Source organism: Pseudomonas sp. TWR1-1-4 (assembly GCF_049897165.1).
Classification (GTDB): domain Bacteria; phylum Pseudomonadota; class Gammaproteobacteria; order Pseudomonadales; family Pseudomonadaceae; genus Aquipseudomonas; species Aquipseudomonas canadensis.
Map to the genome: position 1 here is coordinate 152657 of NZ_JAFCVS010000008.1, position 21522 is coordinate 174178.

A 21522-nucleotide genomic window follows, 5' to 3' on the forward strand; every position below is an offset into this window, starting at 1 on the left:
GTTTGACGGGGCGCCTAAGATCAAAATCAAAAGCAAGAGCACAGCGGCCTGACAGCCGGCTTGAGTGGTGTAAAGCAAAGGCAAAGGCAAACGCGGTTTCTGTAGGAGCTGGCTTGCCTGCGATGGTCGTTAACGATGACGCGGGTAAGCAGACAAAACGCGGCGTCCTCACGTTTTTCGCCGGCAAGCCGGCTCCTACAGGACCTCGTACCCACGATGCGAAGCGAGTCGCTTTTGCTCTGGCTTTTGATCTTCGGCGCCCCGTAAAACCACGCTGGCCGAACGCAGGCTTTGGAGCGTGGGTAACCCGGCAGGACGCCGGGTTAGCCGCGCTGGGCCAAGGATGGCCCATCGCGGCGGCCCACGCTCCAAAGCCGGAGTGAGGGCACACCGAGCCTAAGCGAGGTGCCGAGTGGTGGGGCGAGAGCCTTTTGGTTACTTTTGGGCTCTTCCAAAAGTGACCCGCTGTAAGAGCGGAACCATAAGCCGCCGTTACCGCAGCAACGGATATGTACACGGTCAAGACCTTCAAGGCCGCCCCCGAGGAATCGCCTTCTCCACCGAAGGCAACTGCGGCGCCTGCACATCCGGCATCGCCCAACTATGCTCCGGCTGCAACCCCCCTTGCGCCCGCCGCATAAACTCATACCGATTCAACGTAATACTGCGCCCCGCCCCACTGTCCCGAATAATGTAAGGCCGCAAAAACACCATCAGATTGGTCTTGTTCACACTGCGCTTTTCATTCCTGAACAACGCCCCCAACCCTGGAATATCCGACAACCACGGCACCGCATCATTACTCTGGCTATACCCATCCTGCAGCAACCCGCCGAGCACCATGATCTGCCCGTCATCCAGCAAAATACTGGTATCGATCGCCCGCTTGTTGGTCACCGTCCCTGCCTCCACCGACGCCCGCGTATCCACCGTACTGACCTCCTGGTAGATATCCAGCTTCACCGTACCGCCCTCGGAAATCTGTGGCCGCACATTCAGCTTCAACCCCACCTCCTCACGCTGCACCGTCTGGAACGGGTTGTTGCTGGTGCCCCCGCCGCCAGTCACATAACTGCCGGTGACAAACGGAATCGTCTGCCCTACAAAAATGCTCGCCGCTTCGTTGTCCAGCGTCAGCAGGTTCGGCGTCGACAACACGTTGGTGCCACCCTTGCTCTTCAACGCACGCGCCAACACCTTGAGGTCGAGCACCTTGCCGATACCGGGAATATCCACCGTACCGTTGACCAAGCCCACGTTCAGCCCCTTGGGCAACACGTCGATACTGGTGGGGCTGCCCGGCTTGCCATTTACGCCGCTGCCGCCGAGATTCACGCCACCAAACCCACCCTTGCCACCGAGATTGCCGGCCTGCCACTGCACGCCAAACTCAGTGGCATCGTCTTCGCCAACTTCCACGATCAAGCTTTCGATCACCACCTGGGCGCGGCGCTGGTCGAGCATGTCGATGACTTCACGCAGGTTGCGGTACAGCGGGTCCGGTGCAGAGATCAGCAAGGTGTTGGTAGTGGCGTCGGCCTGGATGGTCACACCCCCGGCGCTGAACGCGGTGTCCTGGTCTTTGGAGGTACCACTGGCAGTGTCGGTTGAACCCGTGGATTGACCGTAACCGGATTGCACACCACTCCCGGTGGGTGTGCCGCTGCTGTTTTGCGCGTTGCCCGCGCCTTGGCTGTTCTTGCCATTGCCGCCCATGGCGCTGAGCTTGCCACGCGCGTCGTCGCTGACGCCGGAATCGCTTTCGCCGGTCAACAACCCGCGCAGCGATTGCGCCAATTTGCCCGCCTGGGCGTTGCGCAGGTACACCACGTGCATGTTGCTGGGGTTGCTCTGGGCGTTGTCGAGTTTGTAGATCAGGTTGCGCGCCAGCTCGGTGCGCTCCGGGCTGCCGGAGCGGATGATGATCGAGTTGGAGCGCGGGTCGCCGATCACGTTGATCTTCTGGGTCTGGTCGGCGCCCTGGGTTTCCAGCAGTTCGGAGACCATGGCGGCGATGTCCACGGCGATGCCGTTCTGCACCATCACCACGTCGGTGTCGATAGCGCTGGGCGTGTCGATGCCGTTGATGATCTGCGCCACCCGCGCCAGGTTTTCCGCGTAGTCGGTGATCACGATGCTGTTGTTGCCGGGGTAGGCGTTGATCGGGTTGTTCGGCGACACGATGGGCCGCAGCACCGGGATCAGGTTCACCGCGTTCTCATATTGCAGGCGGAAGGTGCGGGTCTGCATGCCGCTGCTGCCGGCGCTGTAGATCGGCCCACCGAGCAATTTGGCATCGGCTTCGGGCACCACCTGGGCCACGCCGCCGACGTCAACCACGCTGAAGCCCTGCATGCGCAGCGCCGCCAGCAGCATGTCGTAGGCCTGATGCGCCGGCACCTGGCCTTCGCTGACCAAGGTGAGGTTGCCCTTCACACGCGGGTCCACCAGGAATTGCTGGCCGGTGGCGCGGGACAGTGCGCGTACCACCGCCTGGATATCGGCGTCGACGAAGTTGAGCTGGACGGGCTGGTCACCCAACGGGTTGCGTGCCTTGACCACCGCCGGGGCATGGCCGCGTGCGCTGTTGGTGACCCGGTGTTGTACGGGAGCTTTGGGGACGGGTTCGCGCAGACGATCTTGCAGGGTCTCGCCGTTGCTACGCGTCTCGGCAAGTGGTTGGCCGAGCTCGCTGTCCACCAGCAACGGCTTGGGCGCCTGCTGGCTGCTGCACGCACTCAGGGCCAGCACCAGCAGCGGCGCGACCAGACGAAACGGGGGAACTGACCACTTCATGAAGCTTCCTTAGCGCCAAGCGCCTGATCCATGCGAACGGTCCCGGACACAGTGCCGGCCGAGTTGTCGACGGTGTCGAGGGTGCGCTGCAATCGCGCCTCGGACACCTCCAGGGAAAACGAACGGGTATTGCCCAGCAACCAACCCACCACGGCATCGGCCGGCGCGTTGTCGAAGGTCAGCCGCCAACCCGTGGGTTCCAGCGCCTGCAACTGGTAATGGCCTTGCAGACCCGCGCCATCCAAGGTCTGGCGCAGGGTGGCTTCGTCACCCTGACGGGGCGCGGCGACATCCTGCAACAGCACCTGCAAGGCTGCGGCCTGGGCGCGCAGCTTGGGGGTTTCGGCCTGCCAGTAATCGATCTTCTTCAGCGCGGGCTGCACCAGCACCAGCCAGGTCAGCAAGCTCGCCAGCACCAGCCCGGCACCACCGAGCAAGCGTTTTTCGCGCAGGGCCAGGCCGTTCCAGAGCACCTGGGCCTGGCTGCGCACTCGCTGTACTTTATTCATCGCCGGCTCCTGGCTTCTCTGCGGCCTGGGCCGGGGCAATCGTCCAGGCATGCTCATCGCGGCTGGCGGTAAACCCGGCCTGGGCCAGCGCCGCCTGCCATTCACCCTCGGCGACCGGGTTACGACTGTCGGCGAGCAATGCCACATGCAGACGCCCCTGCTCAAAGCTCAGGTTATCGACGCTGCCGACCATGAACGGCAGGTTGCTGCCGGCCAGTTGCAGCAGGCTGGTAAAGCGTTGGCCGGGGTCGGCGGCCGCACCGGTCTGGCGGGCGGCCAATTGCTGTCGGGCTTGCTGCAGGGGGTTGAGCACCACTGGCAACTCAGGAAACGCTTGACGCACCTGTTGGCTCATCAAGGCTTTAAGGCGTTGGCCGTCCTCTACCTGACGTGCGGCGTACAGGTTGAGGCCGAGGGTCCAAATGGCGGTGGCGAGCGCGACACAAGCCAGCGCCCGGCCCCATCCAACAGTCGAAGGCTGGATGAGACCGCCGTGCAAGCCCCAAGTGGGTACAGGCCCACTCCAACGCTGCGCCGCGCCTACCAGTTGCACATCCAGCGCCTGCAAGCCGAGTGGGTGCACCGCGCCTTGGTGCAGGCTGTCACGTGTCAACAGATAGCCGTCATCCAACGCAGCAGCACCCACCGGCAACGCATAAGGCGCCGGGTACAGACCGCGTAGTTTGATTGGCAATTGCGCGAGCCGCGCCAACCCGGCCTTGGGCACCCACGCGACGTGCACGCGCCCGTCGTTTTCGCGCGGGCCGTGGGCCACCTGCATCTGTTCTACCGGGCCGAGGATCAGCGCCTGCGCCGCGCAGGCCACCGCCGCCGCCGTTTTCGCGGCGGGTAGCGGTGGCAGCTCCACGCTGGTGAGCAGGCTGTCGCGCGGGTGCAGGAAACAGTCGATTGCCTGGCGGGATGTAGCCAATTGCGTCAGGCTTTCATACCCCTCTTCAATCACTGCGCCACGCTCCAACCAGGCAAATCTGACCCTGCTGTCAGCGGTCAATTGATCCAGGGGCGGCAAGCCGATGCGCAGGCGTTTCATACGCCCACCCGCGACCAGATGACCCGCGGCTGACGGTCTTCCGGGCGATGCAACAACGCGTCGATCGTCACCCGCCGCTGCTCGCGCCGGGCCTGGCCCTGCACGCGAAACCATTCACTGGTGATGCCCACCTGGACTGTGTCCACCGCCACTTGGGGCAGCCGCAGGCGATTGACAAAATCCCCACGGTTGATGAACCACTGCCCACTGTCGCGCTCGGCCACCAGCCCGTGGGCCTGGGACAGGCTGAGCTGCGGCACCACCGCGCTGAGCACTTCGGCGCTGGCGGTGTTGCCGTTGATCCAGGTCTGGCCGGGCAACACGCTGATGTAGGCCTGCATGCGCTGCAACATGACGGGGTTGAGGCCTTCAATTCCACTCAGGTCATCCAGGCTGCGTAGCATCGGGTATTTGGCGGGCGGTTCATAAGAGGCAATCACCCGCTGGCTTATGCGCCGACTCACGGCCGGATCGACGCCGATCAGCCGGCACAGCCGCTCAAAACTCTGTAACTGTTCGGCATCCACCTGCTGGCGATTGACCAGGTTGCGCAGGTTGAACTTGCCCTGCTCGTCCTCGATCCGGCCCTCAAAGTCGCCCCTTTGAGGGCGGGCCCAAGACTGGTCCAGGCGGGTCAGCACGTCCTTCTGGCGTGCGTCCCAGAGCATCTGTCGGCTGCGCTCAAGGCCACCCTGCAACAACCACTGGCCCTGGATGCGCAGCTGCTCGGCTTCCAGGCCGCGGGTGAACACGGTCTGGCGCGTGAGCATGGCGCCGGCCAACACCGCGACCACCGCAGCGATCAGCAAGGCGCTGATAATCGCCATGCCGCGCTGCTTCGCCGCTGGGGGCGAATACCGTTTCATAATGGGCCTTACAGCTGCCAGGAGCCGATATCGGCATTCACACCCTCGCCATCCGGCTGGCCATCGGCACCGAGGGAGAACACATCGACCTCACCGTTGGCGCCTGGGTTAAGGTAGTGATAAGGGTTGCCCCACGGGTCGTTGGGCAACCGCTCCAGGTAGGCGCGCCAGTTGCTGTTCTTCGCGTCCGCCGGGCGCTCCACCAGCACTTTCAGACCTTGGTTCATGTTCGGGTAGGTACCGTGGTCGAGCCGATAGAGTTTCAGCGCCTGCATCAACCCACCGATGTCCTGCTTGGCCGCCGTGGCCCTTGCCTGGTCCGGCCGATCCAGCACCTTGGGCACCACCATGGCGGCCAGGATCCCGAGGATGACCACCACCACCATGATCTCGATCAAGGTGAAGCCACGCTGCCCGCGAGGGCCTGGCAATGGGGACGTTAGGCGCGCGATATCCATCTCGACATTCCTTGGCTTGAGTGCAATTCGTGGCGCAGTGTTGCAAGAACACATGTCAGTCGTATTGAAAATCCTCGGGAGTTTCGGTCGCCAATCGGTCAACGGCCGGCGCTAGTCTGCGGGCCTGTTTCCCGGCTTTGAGAGCACCATGTACGGCCGTCGCAAGGAGCAAGGTTTTACCCTGATCGAGGTGCTGGTGGCGCTGGCGATCATCGCCGTGGCCATGGCCGCCGCCGTACGCGTGGCCGGGCTGATGACCCAGAGCAACGGCTTGCTGCGGGATAAATCGATCGCGTTGCTGGCGGCGCAGAGTCGCCTGGCGGAACTGCGCCTGGAAGGCCACTTGCGCAGCGGCAAGAAGACCTTCGAGTGCGATCAAGGCCGCCTGAAACTGCGTTGCGAGCAGACCATCAACGCCGATGGCCGCCTGTTTCAGGTCAACCTGCAGGTGCTCGACGCCAGCCGCGAAGCGCCACCCCTGGCGCGGCTGGACACCCAGGTCATGGCCGAGTGAGCAGCGGCAGCGCAGGGCCGTCCGGCAACTTGTCGAGGTTGACGCGCAGCTTCTCGCCACCGCGCTCGATCTCGACTCCATCGCCTTCGATGGCCGTCAACCGCACGCCGGGGCTGAGCCGCTCGCCCAATAGAAAGCTGCGCGGCGGTCCGTCGTTGAGACTGAGGATCGCCACCGCACCACGGGCGCCCGCCAGCACACCCGTGACCTTCACCTGCAGCGCCGTCGGCGCATTGGAAAACCATTGCAGCGCCGGGTTATCGCTGCGCGCCGCGAGTGCCTGGGGCGTGGCTTGGGGCGTGTGGGATTCTGCCGTGGTAAGCAGCAGCGGCGTCCATACCGCCACGCCCGCCAGGGCGGCCAGCACACCCAGCGCCTGCACGCCGTGGGCCAGGGTGAAACGATGGGCAAATGCCATGGGGAGGACCTCCTGTTTGTCCGTCGCACCAGCCTACAGATCAATTCGCACGCTTTTATTTCACAGACTCCCCAGTTCTCCAGGAAGCCCGCGATGAAACAGCAAGGTTTCACCCTGATCGAGCTGATGGTGGTGCTGGTGATCATCGGCATCGCCAGCGCCGCCATCAGCCTCACGATCAAACCGGACCCACTGCACCTGCTGCGCAAAGACGCCGAGCGCCTGAGCCAGTTGCTGCAAGTCGCCCAGGCCGAAGCCCACGCCGACGGCCGTCCCATCACCTGGCGTGCGGATGCCAAGGGCTATGGCTTCAACCGCCGCAGCGATGATGGGAGGAGCGTGGAGTCTTTCCAGGGCGACACCCAACTGCGGCCGCGCCTCTGGGAAAGCACGCCCATGCAGATCAACATCGAACCCCGGCAAACCCTGGTGCTCAATGCCGAATGGATCAACCCACCGCTGCGGGTGGTGCTGTCCGACGGGCAACACAGCCTCAGCCTGCAACGCGACGCCGCCGGCTTGATGCGCGTAGTGAGTCAACCATGAACACCTCCCAGCAAGGCTTCACCCTGATCGAAGTGATGGTGGCGATCATGCTCATGGCGGTGGTCAGTCTGATCGCCTGGCGCGGGCTGGACAGCGTGACGCGCGCTGATCAGCATTTGCAGGCGAGCAGTGAGCAGACGGAGGTGCTGCTGCGGGCACTGAACCAGATGCAGCGCGACATCAGCTTGCGCGCCAGTGTTGAGCTGGTTGCCACCGATGTGTCGCAAGACGAGGCACCCAAAACCGAAGGGCTGGCCGCCGTGACCGTGCGCAGCTCCGACAGCAAGGGCTTCAGGCTGGACGTGATCCGCAGCGCTCCGACGGCCGGGGATGGGCTGCAACGCGTGCGCTGGTGGCTCAAGGGCGACTCGTTGTACCGCGCCGCCGCCCCGACGCGGGACCGATACCCGCTGCCGGCGGCCAAGGATGGGGTGGTGGTGTTGACCGGTGTGAGTGACCTGCAGGTGCGAGTGTGGGACGCAGACAAGGGATGGCGACAATTGAGCGGAAATCGTCGGGAGGATCCGCTGGGACTGGAAATCAGTCTGGTGCGGCAGACGCCTCAGGGCGTGGAAAAATATCGGCAGGTGGTGGGGCCGTTGGGGTCGATGAATTAACTCAACAACACCACCCCACCCGGCAACTCCGTGCACTTCGCCCCGTATGCATCGCGAATCAACAACGCCACGCCCGCCAGTTGCTGCAGACTGAACCGTGCCTGCACCCGGCGCTGTCCCAGTTGCTTGTTAAGCAGTACAAGCATCCCAGGTCGGTACCGGTTGATCTCATCCACCACCGTCGCCAACGTGGCGTTGTTGAACACCAGCACCTGTTCACGCCAGGCCACGACTGCCTGGGTGTCGACTGTCGTCACCTCACTGAAACCGGCAGTGCTGTAGGTCAATTGCCGGCCACTGCCCAGGCTCATGCTGTTGCCGGCAGCGTCCACCGACAGCGACCCTTCGATACAGGTGACACACACGGTGTGATCGGTATGCCGCACGTTGAACCGCGCCTGCGCCGCGCTCACCCAACCCTCGCCGGCCTGGACCTTGAGCGGTTGGGCAACGTGGGCGAGCACTTCGACTTCGCCTTCAAGCAGTTCAATGCCCTGCCCCACCCGGCTGATGCGGGTCTGGGTGTTGAGCTCCAAGCTGATCCCCTCGCTTAACAGCACCTGGCGCTGCTCACCGACTTCAGTGTGATAGTCCGCGGTAAGCCCGGCAAAGCCACCCGGCACGCCGACGCGCACCATCACCACCGCGGCCGAAGCGGCAATCGCGCCGCCCAGGAACGCCCGTCGACCAAAGCTGCGCGGTTGCGCCACCTGGTCGAGGGCCGGTGTGAGGTTTTGCCACAGCACCTTGGCCTGCTCGAATGCCTGGGCATGCTCCGGGCTCTGCGCGCACCAGGCCTTGAGCGCCTTGGCATCGGCCACGGTGGCGCGGCCCGAGGTCAGCAGGAGCAGCCAATCGCGGGCTTCATCGTGCAGGGGGCTGGCGGCGGATGGCCGGGCGTTGGGGAAGCTGAAAATATTCAAGCGCGCACGTACTCACGGATTTATCAGGGACTCGACACTAAGACGGTTTTCCGGCCCCGGGACCGAACCGCTGAATCACTTTTCTTTCGAGGCGCTTGGCACAGTGGCCCAGGGCGGCCTTGATTTCCTTCTCGACCATGCGCGTGGAGATGCCGAAACGCTGGGAAATCTCAAGGTGCGGCGCCTCTTCCAGGCGCGCGGCGATGAGGATTTTGCGGCGGCGTGCCGGCAGTTCGTAAAGCGCCTTGACCAAGGATTGGATCTCTTTCTGGCCGCCCACCACCCGCGACGGGTCCTGGGCTTCGTCGGCGCTTTGCAGCAGTTCTTCCACTTCGCTGCCGGTGAGCAGGCGCGCATCGGCCTGGCGGCGGTCAGCGGCGATGTTCAGGGCCATGCGGTACAGGTAGGCGTTGGGCTGTTGCAGGTTGGGCGGCACGTCCATGCGGTCGACCCGCAGGTAGGTTTCGTGCAGCACGTCGTTGGCCAGGTCTTCCGAGCCCAGGCGCTTGCGCAAACGCACCTTGAAGTCTTCGTAGGAGGCCAGGAACAAGCTGACCATCGTACTGTGCCCGGTATTTTTCATCCGCCCCAGGTTCCTTTCGCTGCTGTGCATTCCATGCGTGTTCCTGTTGTGTCAGGCATCAGAAGTAAAGTCACCGGTTGGCGCAGTGAACTCGGCGCCGGGCGTTGGACCCGGGCTGCGCTCAGGCTGCGCACCAGTGCTTCATCGCGTTGTTCATCGCCGGTAGAACTGACCAACCGGCTGTGTTCAATCACCCCGTCCGGGTTGACCCACACCTGCACCAATGCCCGAAAACTGCCGGGCCGGGTCAGCGGCGAGCGGCACAGGCTGGTCTCGATGGCTTGCTGCAATGCCGTCGCGTAGCTGTTGTTGATCCGCGCGGCGCTGCGTGTCGCCGCCCCCTTTGTGGGCGGTGGCTGGCTGACCTGCGGGGTCTGCAAGGTAAACGCATCGCTGCGTGCATAACGTGCCATCAGGCCACTCCCTGTCAGCAACATCGCCAGTGCTTCTTGCGCCGTAAAGCGTCCGCGTACCCCGATGGAGCGCCGGCCCCGCGTCAACTCGCGGTCCACCAGCACCGCCATCCCGGTGGCGCGGCTGTAGGCTTGCAGTGCATGTTCCAGGTCTTGCGCCGGCAGGTTCAACGACAGCAGCTGTGACTCTGCCTGCGCCGTACGACCGCCGGCCAACAGCAACAGCAAGACCAGGGCGCACATGACGCGCCTCCAGACTCCCTGTTCACCCCCTGCTCTGCATCGCTGCACGGCCGACGCGCCCTAGAAAACCGTCATCCTGAGGCCAGTTTATGAACCTGATGTTACGGTGATAGCAAAAAAAACATCACGGTGATGAGAAGCCCGCTGCACTAGACTTGCACGTCATGACGGGCCACTTCTGGGCCTCGCCAGGAGGCCACTGATGAAATCTTTACCGACCCTTTCCGCGTTGTTGCTGAGTGCCGCCTTGCCTTGGCTGGCTCACGCCGACGGCTGCCCAGAAGTCACGGTGGATGGCTACAAGGCCCCCGACTATGGTTGCCTGAGCCAACAGATGGGCAATGCCACGAACGCGGCCAAGGCGGCGAAGAAGAACCGTGAGGCGCAGGACATTTCCATCGAGAAAAGGCTGCCAAACACCCTGGGGCTGTCGACGCCCGCGGCGACCGGTGTGCGCATGGGCAATACCTTCGGTACCTCGGTAAAACCGCAGCGACCTTGAAACGCTCAACCAAGCACGTGCATACAATCGGCCCCACAGCCCCGCCCCTAAGATCGTGACTTTCGATCACGCTTAAAAGTGCTGGAGAGTGGGCATGTGTAAACGAGTGAAGGTTTCCCTGGCACTGACATTGCTGGCCGCGCAGATAATGGGCAGTGCCTTTGCGGCAACACCCGCGGTGGCCGTGGCGCCACAGTACGACACCAGCCACGTCTATGTGGCACCGGCGGAGGTCGACCGATTTGCCCAGAGTTTCCTGGCCACTTTCGGCGGCAAAAGCACAGACCAAGTGGTGGTGAATGTACTGCCGGTGCCAAGCAGCACCACCTCGCAATTGCTGCAGACTCCAGCGGGCACGGTGTCGTTGTTTGGTTTCACCACGCCGATCCCGCATCCATTTGGCCAAGAGCGCAACGGTTACCTGGTCAAGGACATGGACGCCGCCCTCAAGGCCGCCCGGGAAAACGGCGCGGCGGTGATCGTCAACGACTTCCCCGACCCGATCGGGCGTGACGCGGTGGTGCAATGGCCAGGCGGCGTGAACATGCAGCTTTACTGGCACACTAAGACCCCTGAATACGCAGCGTTCCAGACCGTACCGGAAAACCGTGTGTACCTCAGCGCAGAGCGTGCCGATACGTTCATCAAATCGTTCCTCGGTTTCTCCCACGGTAAAGTCCTGGTCGATGACAAACACGCGCCTGGCGTCGATATCGGTCAAGCCAAAGGCAGTTATCGTCGTGTCGACATCGAGTCGCCATTCGGGCGCATGGCTGTGTTGGTCACCAACGGCCAACTGCCCTACCCGTTCGGCCACGAGACCACCGGCTATCAAGTGGCTGACCTGAAGGCTACCCTGGGCAAGGCCACCGGCTCTGGCGCCAAAGTGCTGGTGCCCGCATTCGACAGCAAAGGCCGTCGCAGTGCGTTGGTCGAATTCCCAGGCGGCTACGTCGCAGAGATCCATCAACTCATCGCAGTAAAATGACCCGTCGCACAGGCTGGGGCCTGGCCGTGCTGTGGCCGCTGCTCGCCGGCAGCGTCCACGCCGACGAGCAAGCGACGCGTCCGGCCATCAAGGCCAACCGCTGGCAGGAGGATTGGTCGGTACTGCAGGACCCGGCGCTGCGCACGCAGCCGCTGGACAGCTTGAAGTACATCCCGTTATCGAGCGCCGACCCGTTGACCTATCTGTCCCTGGGCGCAACCTTGCGCGAGCGTTTCGAAATGAACGACGCCAGCGGCTTCGGCGTACGCAACGTGAAACGTGACCGCTACCTGATCCAGCGTTTTCAGGTGCATGCCGACCTGCACCTGAACGAAAACTGGCGGGTATTCACCCAACTCGAAGATGTGCGTGCCTACGATAAAACCACGATTGGCGGCGCCGACCAGAACCGGGTTGACCTGCGACTGGCCTTTGCCGAATACGTGAATACCTTCAGCAGCGGTACACTCAAGGCCCGTGTCGGGCGCCAGGATTTCGCCTTCGACCTGCAGCGCTTCATCTCATCACGGGACGGGCCGAATGTGCGGCAATCCTTCGATGCGCTGTGGGCCGACTGGGAAACATCCAATTGGCGCTTCATCGGGATTGCCAGCCAGCCGGTGCAGTATCAGGACGGTCGGCACTTCGACGACAAATCCAACAGCGACGCGCGTTTCCATATGGTCCGCGTGGAACGGCTGGTGGGCGGCAAGAACGAGCTGTCGGCCTACTACGGCGTGTATGAACGCAGCGCGGCGCACTACCTGGACGCGGACGGTGACGAAACCCGACACTTGATCGACGCACGCCTGGGCGGCGCGGCCATGGGTTTTGACTGGGACATCGAAGCGATGCTGCAAAGCGGCTCGGTGGGCAACAAGGACATCCGCGCCTGGGCTGGAGGGAGCCGCACCGGCTACACCTTCGACAGCCTGGCCTGGAAACCGCGCGTGGGCCTGCAACTGGACATCGCCTCCGGCGATCGTAAAACCGGGGATGGCACCGTCGGTACGTTCAATCCGCTGTTCCCCAACGGTTACTACTTTTCTCTGGCGGGCTACACCGGCTACAGCAACCTGATTCACGTCAAACCGTCAATCACAGTCAAACCGATCGACAAGCTCAGCGTGCAAACCGCGATCGGCCTGCTCTGGCGTCAAACCATCAGCGACGCAGTGTACACCCAGCCCAATCTGCCGGTCGCCGGCACCGCTGGCAGAGGTGATCGCTGGACCGGCGCCTATGCGCAACTGCGCACCGATTATGTGTTCAGCCCCAACCTCACTGGCGCCGTCGAAGCCGTCCATTACGATGTAGGTCAGACCCTGCGCGGTGCTGGCGGCGATGACAGCAACTACCTGGGCGTCGAGCTTAAATTCAGCTGGTAGAGCCAACCCAGCACACCCGTACAAGCCCTGTATACGCCTTAGCCCAAATAGTGAAGCTACGCTTTTTTCACCTGACCCAAGGAGTTTTCCATGAGCACATTCGTTGCCAAAGACGGTACCCAGATCTACTTCAAGGACTGGGGCAGCGGTAAGCCCGTGTTGTTCAGCCATGGCTGGCCGCTGGATGCCGACATGTGGGAATACCAGATGGAATACCTGAGCAGCCGCGGCTTTCGCACCATCGCATTCGACCGCCGTGGTTTTGGCCGGTCAGACCAGCCGTGGACCGGCAACGACTACGACACCTTCGCCGACGATATCGCCCAGTTGATCGAGCACCTGGACCTCAAGGACGTGACCCTGGTGGGCTTCTCCATGGGTGGCGGCGACGTGGCGCGCTACATCGCACGCCATGGCAGCGCGCGCGTGGCCGGCCTGGTGTTGCTGGGCGCGGTGACGCCGCTGTTTGGTCAGAAACCGGACTACCCGCAAGGCGTCCCGGCTGAAGTGTTCGCCGGCATCAAGGCCGGGCTGCTGAAGGACCGTGCGCAATTCATCAGTGATTTCAACGCACCGTTCTATGGCACCAACAAAGGCCAGGTTGTCTCAGAGGGTGTGCTGACCCAAACCTTGCAGGTAGCGTTGCTGGCGTCCCTCAAATCGACCGTCGACTGCGTCACCGTATTCTCCGAAACCGACTTCCGCCCGGACATGACCAAGATCGACGTGCCGACCCTGGTGATCCACGGCGATGGCGATCAGATAGTACCGTTCGAGACAACCGGCAAAGTGGCCGCTGCCTCGATCAAGGGTGCCGAGTTGAAAGTCTACAAGGATGCCCCCCACGGGTTTGCCGTGACCCATGCGCAGCAGTTGAATGAAGACCTGCTGGCGTTCCTGAACCGCTGAAACACCTAAACCCTCCTCTCCTTATTTGGCCGGGCTTGCCCGGCCTTTTTTTGCTCAAGAGAAACGCTGAGGCAGTACCAGACGCCCTGGCCCGCTGATCAGCACCGTGGTGAAAATGATCAACAGCAGCCAACCGAACTGCGCCTCGAACAGCGTCCACTCCGGGTGCACCACCAGCAAGGCAATCAGCAGCACACACAGGATCGGCAGGCACGCCAGACGCACCAGCACGCCGGCAATGATCAGCAGCGGGCACAGCACTTCAGCAAATATCGCCAACATTAGCGTGGCCGAAGCGCCCAGATGAAACGGATCTTCGATCAGCTTCAATTGCTCGTTGTAACTCAGCAGTTTGGGCAAACCATGTACCCACAACAGGAACAGCGCTCCGCTGACCCGCAGAAACAGCAGCCCCAAGTCCTGACATTTTGAATCGTTCATGCGTACGCTCGGTAGGTCGACATAAACATCGATTGTGTCGGCCGAGGCGCCCTCACGCTTGCAAGTCTGTGCTGACCTCACTCCCCGACGCCGGCAAACGCCGCGACGATTTCATCGATCACCACCCGCACCCGTGCGGTGTGGCGCAGGTCGGCGTGGGTCACCAGCCACACGTCGTACGGCAGTGGCCGGGAGCGCTCGGGCCACAGGCGCACCAGCCCGTCACGCTCACCCGTGCACACCGGGATTTCGCCTATGCCGATGCCGGCAGCGATCGAGCGGCGCACCAGCAAACTGGAACTCAAGGCAGCAACAATGCGCCCTCGGCCCAGAGGCTCGGAAACCAGGGTCAGCTCTTTCTTGCTTTGTAGGTGAGGCTGGTAGACCACCAGGTCATGCCCCTCGAACAGGCTGCCCGGTTCGGGCACGCCGTGGCGGTCAATGTAGTCCTGGGAGGCAAACAGGCCCAACGGCCAACGGGCGATGCGACGGGCGATCAGGTCGGGGTTATCCGGACGCTGGTTGCGCACAGCGATGTCGGCCTCACGCTTGGCCAGGCTGAGCATTTGGGTGGAAGCGTCCAGTTGCACGCGCACGTCGGGGTGTTTGTCGTGCAGGCGAGCGATGGACGGAATCAGGAAGTCGATGGCCAGGGAATCGGTGGTGCTGACGCGCACGGTGCCCGTTAAACGATCATCCAGGCCTTGAACCTGGCGCTCAAGGTCGAGGGCTGAACGCTCCATTTTCTCCACCGACAGCAATGCAGCCTCGCCCACGGCCGTCAGCGCGTAGCCCTCGGACGTGCGCAGGAACAAGGTGGCGCCCAGGGACTTTTCCAGGGCGTTGACCCGCCGGCCGACGGTGGCCTGATCCACGCCCAATATCCGTGCGGCGCCGCGCAATGTGGACTCCCGGCACACCGCCAGGAACACCCGTGCATCGTCCCAGTTCATCGCGTCCTCCACTGCTGCATATATGCATTTATGTGCTGCTGAATCGCAGCATTATTGCATCATGCGACGTTGCTATCCTGTCGACCATGGAAATATCCAAGATGACCCTGCTGCACGGTTTCATTTGAATCAACCGTCGCGCAGCGTGGTCCCACTTCATACGCTCACCGCAACAGGACCCGCAAAATGCCCCTGCCTACCGACATGACCCTGATTGAAATCACCACCCCTGGCGGCCCCGAGGTGCTCAAGCCGCGCCAGGTGCCATTGCCCTCCCCGGTAGCCGGTGAAATCCTGATCCGCGTGCACGCCGCCGGCGTCAACCGCCCGGACGCCTTGCAACGCGCCGGCAAGTACCCGATGAAACCCGGCATGAGCCCAATCCCCGGCCTGGAAGTGGCAGGTGAAGTGGTAGCGCTGGGCGATGGCGTGACCGAGTACGCCGTCGGTGACAAGGTTTGCGCCCTCACCAATGGCGGTGGTTACGCCCAATACTGCGCAGTGCCCGCCAGCCAGGCGTTGCCGGTTCCCGAAGGCATGGACTGGATTCAAGCGGCGGCCATCCCGGAAACCTTCTTTACCGTGTGGGCCAACCTGTTCGGCATCGGCGGCGCCCACAAGGGCCAGCGGGTGCTGATCCACGGCGGCACCAGTGGAATCGGCACCACCGCGCTGATGCTATGCCGCGAGTTCGGCATCCAGGCGTTTGCCACTGCCGGCAGCGAAGAAAAATGTGCGGCCATTCGTGCCCTGGGCGCAGAAGCAATCAACTATCGCGAACAGGATTTCGCCCAGGTGATCGGTGATCAAGGGGTGAATGTGATCCTCGACATCATGGGAGCCTCCTACATCAACAACAACCTCAAGGCGCTGGCGATGGACGGCCGTCTGGTAATGCTGGGGTTCCTCGGCGGTGCCAAGGCCAATGAGGTGGACTTGCTGACCATCCTAGGCAAACGCGCAATCGTCACCGGTTCACTGCTGCGCGCACGGACCAAGGACGAAAAAGCCGCAATCGCCGACCAACTGCGCGAGCATGTATGGCCAGTGCTGTCAGCCGGGCGCTGCCTGCCGATGATCGACCAGGTGTTCGATTACACCCAGGCCGATCAGGCGCATGCGCGGATGGAAGGTGGGGATCATATTGGCAAGATTGTGTTGCGGGTTGCCTGATTATCCGGCGTAAACCGGGTAATCGATGTAGCCCTCTGCACCACCGCCGTACATGCCCTCTACCCGCAGCGGATTCAACGGCCACCCATTGAACAGCCGCTGCGGTAGATCCGGATTGGCAATGAACGGCCGCCCGAACGCGATCAAATCCGCCAGCCCCGCCTCTACCCATCGCGCACCGCGTTCAGCGGTGTAGCGGCCGGCGTAGATGATCCGTCCGCTGAACGTCTCGCGCACTGCACGGCGGAAGGTTTCAGGCAGGTCGGGGGCGTTGTCCCAGTCGGCTTCGGCAATGGAGACGTAGGCGATGCCCGACGCTTCCAGCACCTTGATGGCTTCGATGTAGGTGTGGTGCGGGTCGTCTTCCACCAGGCCGATGTACACGCGGTCCTGATCGGTGCCACTGAACAACGGCGAGAAGCGTACGCCCAGGCGTTCCGGCCCGACCACGGCGCTCACCGCCTCAACAATCTCACGCAGAAAACGCAGGCGATTTTCCAACGAACCACCGTACTCATCGTCACGTTGGTTGGCATGGGCCGAGATGAACTGGTTCACCAGGTAGCCATTGGCCGAATGGATCTCCACCCCGTCAAACCCCGCATCCAGCGCATTGCGTGCTGCCTGGGCGTAGTGCCCGACCAGTTCCTTGACCTCCTGCGTGGTCAATGCACGTGGCACGGGCGGCTGTTTCAACTCACCCTCGCCAGGCGCCGTTTCGATAAAGGCTTTGGCTTGCAGGGCCTGGAGGGCAGACGGTGCGATTGGCGCCGCCCCTTCTGGCTGCAAGGCGTTATGCGACACCCGACCGACATGCCACAACTGGGCAAAGATCACCCCGCCCTCGGCATGCACCGCGTCGGTGACCTTGCGCCAACCGTCGATCTGCGCCGGGGTGTAGATGCCCGGTGTCCAGGCGTAGCCCTGGCCCCGTGGCTCTATCTGCGTGCCTTCGCTGACCATGAAACCGGCACTGGCCCGCTGGCGGTAATACTCGGCCATCAAGTCGGTCGCGATATCACCCGGTTGGGCGCTGCGCTGGCGCGTCAATGGCGGCAAGACGATACGGTTGTTCAGCGTATGGTGCCCCAGCTTTATTGGGGTACTTAAAACATTGTCAGTCATCTAATCATTTCCAAATTCTGGACGTGCTAAAGCATTGGCGACTTATAAAAGTCGCCAATGAACTCAGCGGTTTATTTAATTAAGCGGTCAGTTTCAGCAGGGCTTTAGCGACATCACTGGAACTGCCAGGATTTTGCCCAGTCACCAACAAGCCATCAGTAATGACAAAGGACTGCCAGTCAGCGCCTTTCTCATACAGGCCGCCCAGCTTCTTGAATTCATCTTCCACCAGAAACGGCACCACATCGGTCAGTTCCACCGCCGCCTCTTCCGAGTTGGAGAACCCGGTGACGCGACGCCCCTTGACCAACGGTTCACCATTCACCGCCTTGACGTGACGCAACGCGCCCGGTGCGTGGCAGACAAAGCCGATGGGCTTACCAGCACGCTCGAAGGACTCGATCAGCGCGATCGACACCGGCGATTCGGCCAGGTCCCACAGCGGGCCGTGGCCGCCTGGGTAGAACACAGTGTCGAAATCGTCGGCGTTGACCGAGCCCAGTTTCACCGTGGTCGCCAGGGCTTGCTGGGCGGCAGAATCGGCGGCAAAGCGCTGAGTCTGTTCGGTCTGGAAGTCCGGCTGGTCACTCACCGGGTCCAGCGGCGGCTGGCCGCCGGCCGGTGAAGCCAGTACGATCTCGGCGCCGGCGTCCTTGAACGCGTAATAGGGTGCGGCAAACTCTTCGAGCCAGAAGCCGGTCTTGCGGCCGGTATCGCCAAGCTGGTCGTGAGAGGTCAGTACCATTAATACTTTCATTTTCCAGTGCCTCGATAGGTGTGAATGTCAGTTTCTTGCGGCTGACCCAACAACTGTCGGGTCAACCCCAACGCCTCATCAAAAGGCGCCGTAGTACGGGTGATCTTGCTCATGACGCTGGTCCCCAACCACAACGCATACAGGCGCCGCGCCAGGCTGTCCGGGTGTTGCGTAATCGCTACCGAGCCGTCTTCGACGCCCTGCTGCAAGGCCTCGGCCAGCAACCCGATGGTGCGTGCAGTGCCACGTTGCAGGGCCAGGCGCATCGGCTCTGAAAGGTCTGACACCTCCGCACCGAGTTTGACGGCAAGGCATTTGCCCGCGTCGGTGCAGCCGGTCTGGTTGTCGATCCAGCATTGCCAATAAGCCATCAACTTGGCGTGCTGGGTTAAACCCGGCAGGTCGAACAGCTGCTGCATGCCGTGCACATAGTTGTCGAAGTAGTGGTCGAGCAATACAACGCCGAACGCATCTTTGGAGGTGAAGTAGTGATAAAACGAACCTTTGGGTACGTCGGCGGCTTGCAGTATTTCGTTCAGGCCCACCGCAGAAAATCCTTTGCGGCCAACAATCAATTGCGCCGTATCAAGAATGCTCTGGCGTGCAGTTTTAGTTTCGTTGCTCATCGGATTAGACCAGTCGTCTAGTTCGTTGAGGGAATGTTAGGAGCCTGGTCAGGCTCGCACAATGTCAGATCCGCAAGGATTTCGGACATCCGCCAAAGTCGGTTGCCGTTTTCCCGGCAGCCGCCGACAATCCCTGCTCCCCCCACCCGGAGACATGCGATGCACAGCGTTGCGCTGATGGTTTACCCGAACTTCCAGTCCCTGAGCCTCAGTCTGGGCTCGGTGTTCGAGTGCGCGAACCTGCTGCGCGGCGAGCCGGCCTATGAGTTTCACCTGGTGTCGGAGAGCGGCGGCGCGGTGATGACGTCCCAGGGCTTTTCGGTGAACACCACGCCGATCCGGCCGGAGGGCTACGACACGCTGATCGTCAGCGGCTACCTGGAGTTTCGCCTGCCGGAGGCCAACCTGCTGGAACTGGTCAAGGCCGCCTCCGCCCAGTCGCGACGCGTCGCCTCGTTGTGCATGGGCATCTTCGTGCTGGCCGAAGCGGGCTTGCTGGCAGGTAAGCGCACCACCACCCACTGGATTCACGCGCCAGCCTTTCGCAAGCGCTATCCGGACATTCATTTGGAAGAAGACAAGCTGTTCGTGGTGGACGGCCAGGTGTGGACCGGTGCCGGCATGAGTGCCGGGGTGGACCTGGCTTTGGCGATGGTGGAAAACGACCTGGGCAGTGATCTGGCCCGGCGCATTGCGCGCAAACTGGTGATCGCCCAACGCCGGGGCAGTGAACAGTCGCAGTTGTCGGCGCTGCTGGAGCTGGACCCCAAGTCGGACCGCGTGCAACTGGCCCTGGCCTATGCCCGTGAGAACCTGACCCACGACTTGTCGGTAGACGCCCTGGCCGATGTCGCCCGCCTCAGCCCGCGCCAGTTCAGTCGGGTGTTCCGGGAAGAGACCGGACAAACACCGGCCAAGGCCATCGAGTCGCTGCGGGTAGAAGCGGCACGGGCGATGATGGAAACCAGTCGCCACCCGGTCGAGGTGGTCGCCCGCGAAACCGGGTTTGGTGATCGCGAACGTATGCGCCAGGCATTTTTAAGGGCGTTCGGGCAGCCGCCGCAGGTGATGCAGCAGGCGTTTAATGCAGTGCCGCCCGCGTAATCAGGTAACTCACCAACTGCGGCTCATCCTCCAGCTCAATCGTTTGCACCGGACGCGGCAGGTTATCCAGCACCGTGCGCCAGAACGCTTGGGACACTTCGTCCTGATCATAGAAGCGCACCAGCCAATCGGCCTCGCCGCTGCACAGCACCTGGCTGGCAATGGCGCGGCCAATGCCTTTGCGGCGGTAACGCTTGAGGACGAACAAGTCGGCCAACTCCAGGGCGCCAATGCCCGGCAGCTCGCTGCCTTCGATCAACAGGAAGCCAGCGATATAGCCGTCCACCAACAGCAGGTTGGCGCTCCATTGCGGGTCCTGCCAGTAGCGGACCAGGTGTTCGTCATGGATGTAGAAACGCCCATCGGCCTCGACATCTTCCTGTTCCCAGTCAGAGGATTCATAGGCGTAGTACTGGTAAAGATTGCGGATCAGCTCGGCGTGCTCCGGGCCGGTCTGGATCAATTCGACGGTGACTTCGGGCATGAGACTCTCGGTGAAAAAACACAGGGCGCCATTGTTCACAAAACCGGTGGGCAGGCCAAGAGAGCGGCCAACCTTTCTACTTGCTGAACCGATTGCAAATAGGTGTTGCCTCTACCAAAACCTTGAAACATTTCGAATAAACTCCGCGAAATTGCCGCTCTCTTTCAAGGACACGTATTTTGACAAACGCCTGTACCGCCGGCCTGGACGTGGGTTTTGCCTCCCTGGACTACCTGCAAATCTTCATCCTGGGCGTGATCCAGGGCATTACCGAGCTGCTGCCGGTGTCGTCCACCGCCCATATGCGCGTAGTACCCGCCCTGCTCGGCTGGCAGGACCCCGGTTCAGCATTCTCCGCGGCGATGCAGTTGGCGGCGCTGGCGGCAGTGGTCAGTTACTTCTGGCGAAATGTGCGCCAGGTGACCACCGGCAGCATCGACGCCGTGCGCAGGGGTGACTACAACGATCGCTGGTTCAAGCTGGCGGTGGCGATTGTGCTGGCGACCATCCCCATCGGCATCGCCGGCCTGGCGCTGTCTTCGACCCTGAACGCGTGCAACTCGCCGTTGCGCGGGTTGATGGTGATCGGTATTTCCTGCGTGGTGATGGCCGTGCTGCTGGCGGTGGCCGAAGTGCGCGCACGCCACACCCGCGAGGTGAGCGAGATGCGCCTGCGGGATGCGTTGATCGTTGGCGTTGCGCAGATTGGTGCGCTGATTCCAGGGGTTTCGCGTTCCGGTTCTACGTTGACCGCCGCACTGTTCCTCAACTTCAAGCGTGAGGAAGCCGCACGATTCTCCTTCCTGCTCGGCTTGCCCGCCATCGCCCTCGCTGGCTTGAAGGAACTGTGGGTGCTGCTGCACGCCGACATGCCCGCCCATGCCTGGCCGCATTTGCTGTTCGGCCTGGTGGTCGCGAGCATCTCGGCGTTTTTTGCGATCTGGGGCCTGATGAAGTTCCTGGAGCGGTTCTCCACCTGGCCGTTCGTGATCTATCGCGCGTTGCTGGGGATTTTCCTGATCGTAGCCGTCAGCACCGGCTTACTGTAGGAGCGAGCTTGCTCGCGAAGAATGCAAAGGCGCCGTAGCAAACCCGCAAGCCCGCGTTATCATTGACGACCTTCGCGAGCAAGCTC

At 62.4% G+C, this 21522-nt stretch carries 25 protein-coding genes and 1 pseudogene; 10 read left to right on the top strand and 16 right to left on the bottom strand.

Annotated features, from left to right (window positions below):
• Positions 1–528: 528 nt before the first annotated feature.
• Genes gspD through gspG form a run of 5 tightly spaced genes read right to left on the bottom strand, consistent with a single transcriptional unit; the run spans position 529 to position 5680 of the window.
• Positions 529–2796 (bottom strand): type II secretion system secretin GspD, encoded by a 2268-nt coding sequence (gspD, locus tag ACP7C6_RS25195; protein WP_122724559.1) that lies wholly within the window; start codon positions 2794–2796, stop codon positions 529–531.
• The gene (gspM, locus tag ACP7C6_RS25200) at positions 2793–3305 is read right to left on the bottom strand and encodes a type II secretion system protein GspM (RefSeq protein WP_426109376.1); all 513 of its coding nucleotides are present in this window, start codon (positions 3303–3305) and stop codon (positions 2793–2795) included. The genes gspD and gspM overlap by 4 nt, the downstream gene beginning before the upstream one ends.
• Complete coding sequence (gene gspL / locus ACP7C6_RS25205; protein ID WP_426109377.1) at positions 3298–4356, bottom strand: type II secretion system protein GspL; 1059 nt, start codon at positions 4354–4356, stop codon at positions 3298–3300. Before gspL ends, gspM begins: the two co-directional genes overlap by 8 nt.
• The gene (gspK, locus tag ACP7C6_RS25210; protein ID WP_164673008.1) at positions 4353–5222 is read right to left on the bottom strand and encodes a type II secretion system minor pseudopilin GspK; all 870 of its coding nucleotides are present in this window, start codon (positions 5220–5222) and stop codon (positions 4353–4355) included. The genes gspL and gspK overlap by 4 nt, the downstream gene beginning before the upstream one ends.
• Positions 5223–5230: 8 nt before the next feature.
• Positions 5231–5680 (bottom strand): type II secretion system major pseudopilin GspG, encoded by a 450-nt coding sequence (gene gspG, locus ACP7C6_RS25215; RefSeq protein ID WP_028619764.1) that lies wholly within the window; start codon positions 5678–5680, stop codon positions 5231–5233.
• A gap of 148 nt (positions 5681–5828) precedes the next feature.
• Here gspG and gspI point away from each other — a divergent pair, with 148 nt between their 5' ends.
• Positions 5829–6194, top strand: a complete 366-nt coding sequence (gene gspI, locus ACP7C6_RS25220) for a type II secretion system minor pseudopilin GspI (protein ID WP_068933882.1) — start codon at positions 5829–5831, stop codon at positions 6192–6194.
• On the opposite strand, the gene ACP7C6_RS25225 is transcribed toward gspI, so the two are convergent.
• A complete protein-coding gene (locus ACP7C6_RS25225; protein WP_028619762.1) occupies positions 6181–6612 on the bottom strand; it encodes a type II secretion system protein N in 432 nt (143 codons plus the stop codon). The genes gspI and ACP7C6_RS25225 overlap by 14 nt on opposite strands.
• Before the next feature lie 93 nt (positions 6613–6705).
• Between ACP7C6_RS25225 and gspH the strand changes: the two genes are divergently transcribed.
• Positions 6706–7158, top strand: coding sequence for a type II secretion system minor pseudopilin GspH (gene gspH / locus ACP7C6_RS25230; RefSeq protein WP_353631484.1), 453 nt, complete (start codon positions 6706–6708; stop codon positions 7156–7158).
• Positions 7155–7775, top strand: a complete 621-nt coding sequence (locus ACP7C6_RS25235) for a type II secretion system protein GspJ (RefSeq protein WP_028619760.1) — start codon at positions 7155–7157, stop codon at positions 7773–7775. The genes gspH and ACP7C6_RS25235 overlap by 4 nt, the downstream gene beginning before the upstream one ends.
• Here the strand turns inward: ACP7C6_RS25235 and ACP7C6_RS25240 are convergent.
• From ACP7C6_RS25240 to ACP7C6_RS25250, 3 genes are read right to left on the bottom strand one after another with little or no spacing between them, the layout of a single operon-like run.
• Positions 7772–8698, bottom strand: a complete 927-nt coding sequence (locus tag ACP7C6_RS25240) for a FecR family protein (RefSeq protein ID WP_028619759.1) — start codon at positions 8696–8698, stop codon at positions 7772–7774. The genes ACP7C6_RS25235 and ACP7C6_RS25240 overlap by 4 nt on opposite strands.
• Before the next feature lie 37 nt (positions 8699–8735).
• Complete coding sequence (locus ACP7C6_RS25245) at positions 8736–9281, bottom strand: RNA polymerase sigma factor (protein ID WP_016980117.1); 546 nt, start codon at positions 9279–9281, stop codon at positions 8736–8738.
• Positions 9278–9937, bottom strand: a complete 660-nt coding sequence (locus ACP7C6_RS25250) for a TonB family protein (RefSeq protein ID WP_050587947.1) — start codon at positions 9935–9937, stop codon at positions 9278–9280. The genes ACP7C6_RS25245 and ACP7C6_RS25250 overlap by 4 nt, the downstream gene beginning before the upstream one ends.
• A 202-nt stretch (positions 9938–10139) precedes the next feature.
• On the opposite strand from ACP7C6_RS25250, the gene ACP7C6_RS25255 reads away from it, so the two are divergent.
• From ACP7C6_RS25255 to ACP7C6_RS25270, 4 genes are all read left to right on the top strand, one after another.
• Positions 10140–10439 carry a hypothetical protein gene (locus ACP7C6_RS25255; RefSeq protein WP_122724538.1) on the top strand — a complete coding sequence of 100 codons (300 nt, stop codon included), beginning with the start codon at positions 10140–10142 and terminating at the stop codon, positions 10437–10439.
• A gap of 94 nt (positions 10440–10533) precedes the next feature.
• On the top strand, positions 10534–11427 hold the full coding sequence (locus ACP7C6_RS25260) for a VOC family protein (protein ID WP_028619756.1): 894 nt from the start codon (positions 10534–10536) through the stop codon (positions 11425–11427).
• Positions 11424–12815, top strand: a complete 1392-nt coding sequence (locus ACP7C6_RS25265) for an alginate export family protein (protein ID WP_028619755.1) — start codon at positions 11424–11426, stop codon at positions 12813–12815. Before ACP7C6_RS25260 ends, ACP7C6_RS25265 begins: the two co-directional genes overlap by 4 nt.
• A 90-nt stretch (positions 12816–12905) precedes the next feature.
• A complete protein-coding gene (locus tag ACP7C6_RS25270; RefSeq protein ID WP_028619754.1) occupies positions 12906–13724 on the top strand; it encodes an alpha/beta fold hydrolase in 819 nt (272 codons plus the stop codon).
• A gap of 54 nt (positions 13725–13778) precedes the next feature.
• Here ACP7C6_RS25270 and ACP7C6_RS25275 read toward each other — a convergent pair whose 3' ends face one another.
• Positions 13779–14165, bottom strand: a complete 387-nt coding sequence (locus ACP7C6_RS25275) for a DoxX family protein (RefSeq protein WP_305384756.1) — start codon at positions 14163–14165, stop codon at positions 13779–13781.
• A 77-nt stretch (positions 14166–14242) separates the two neighbouring features.
• Positions 14243–15118 (bottom strand): LysR family transcriptional regulator, encoded by an 876-nt coding sequence (locus tag ACP7C6_RS25280; protein ID WP_068933888.1) that lies wholly within the window; start codon positions 15116–15118, stop codon positions 14243–14245.
• Between the two features lie 186 nt (positions 15119–15304).
• Between ACP7C6_RS25280 and ACP7C6_RS25285 the strand changes: the two genes are divergently transcribed.
• On the top strand, positions 15305–16291 hold the full coding sequence (locus tag ACP7C6_RS25285) for an NAD(P)H-quinone oxidoreductase (RefSeq protein ID WP_028619751.1): 987 nt from the start codon (positions 15305–15307) through the stop codon (positions 16289–16291).
• On the opposite strand, the gene ACP7C6_RS25290 is transcribed toward ACP7C6_RS25285, so the two are convergent.
• From ACP7C6_RS25290 to ACP7C6_RS25300, 3 genes are all read right to left on the bottom strand, one after another.
• Positions 16292–17416: an alkene reductase gene (locus ACP7C6_RS25290; protein ID WP_068933892.1), complete on the bottom strand. Its 1125-nt coding sequence runs from the start codon at positions 17414–17416 to the stop codon at positions 16292–16294.
• 79 nt (positions 17417–17495) lie between these two features.
• The gene (locus tag ACP7C6_RS25295; protein ID WP_122815046.1) at positions 17496–18173 is read right to left on the bottom strand and encodes a type 1 glutamine amidotransferase domain-containing protein; all 678 of its coding nucleotides are present in this window, start codon (positions 18171–18173) and stop codon (positions 17496–17498) included.
• Entirely contained in the window at positions 18170–18799 is a 630-nt protein-coding gene (locus ACP7C6_RS25300; protein WP_236318341.1) for a TetR/AcrR family transcriptional regulator, read from the bottom strand. The genes ACP7C6_RS25295 and ACP7C6_RS25300 overlap by 4 nt, the downstream gene beginning before the upstream one ends.
• Positions 18800–18958: 159 nt before the next feature.
• Here ACP7C6_RS25300 and ACP7C6_RS25305 point away from each other — a divergent pair, with 159 nt between their 5' ends.
• A complete protein-coding gene (locus ACP7C6_RS25305; RefSeq protein ID WP_123474095.1) occupies positions 18959–19903 on the top strand; it encodes a GlxA family transcriptional regulator in 945 nt (314 codons plus the stop codon).
• On the opposite strand, the gene ACP7C6_RS25310 is transcribed toward ACP7C6_RS25305, so the two are convergent.
• On the bottom strand, positions 19881–20387 hold the full coding sequence (locus tag ACP7C6_RS25310) for a GNAT family N-acetyltransferase (protein ID WP_122815048.1): 507 nt from the start codon (positions 20385–20387) through the stop codon (positions 19881–19883). The two genes, ACP7C6_RS25305 and ACP7C6_RS25310, sit on opposite strands and share 23 nt — an antisense overlap.
• Before the next feature lie 179 nt (positions 20388–20566).
• On the opposite strand from ACP7C6_RS25310, the gene ACP7C6_RS25315 reads away from it, so the two are divergent.
• The gene (locus ACP7C6_RS25315; protein ID WP_426109378.1) at positions 20567–21436 is read left to right on the top strand and encodes an undecaprenyl-diphosphate phosphatase; all 870 of its coding nucleotides are present in this window, start codon (positions 20567–20569) and stop codon (positions 21434–21436) included.
• Here ACP7C6_RS25315 and ACP7C6_RS25320 read toward each other — a convergent pair.
• Positions 21429–21518, bottom strand: a pseudogene (locus ACP7C6_RS25320) (outer membrane lipoprotein carrier protein LolA); the annotation flags it as partial. The gene ACP7C6_RS25315 and the pseudogene ACP7C6_RS25320 overlap by 8 nt on opposite strands.
• Between the last annotated feature and the right edge of the window lie 4 nt (positions 21519–21522).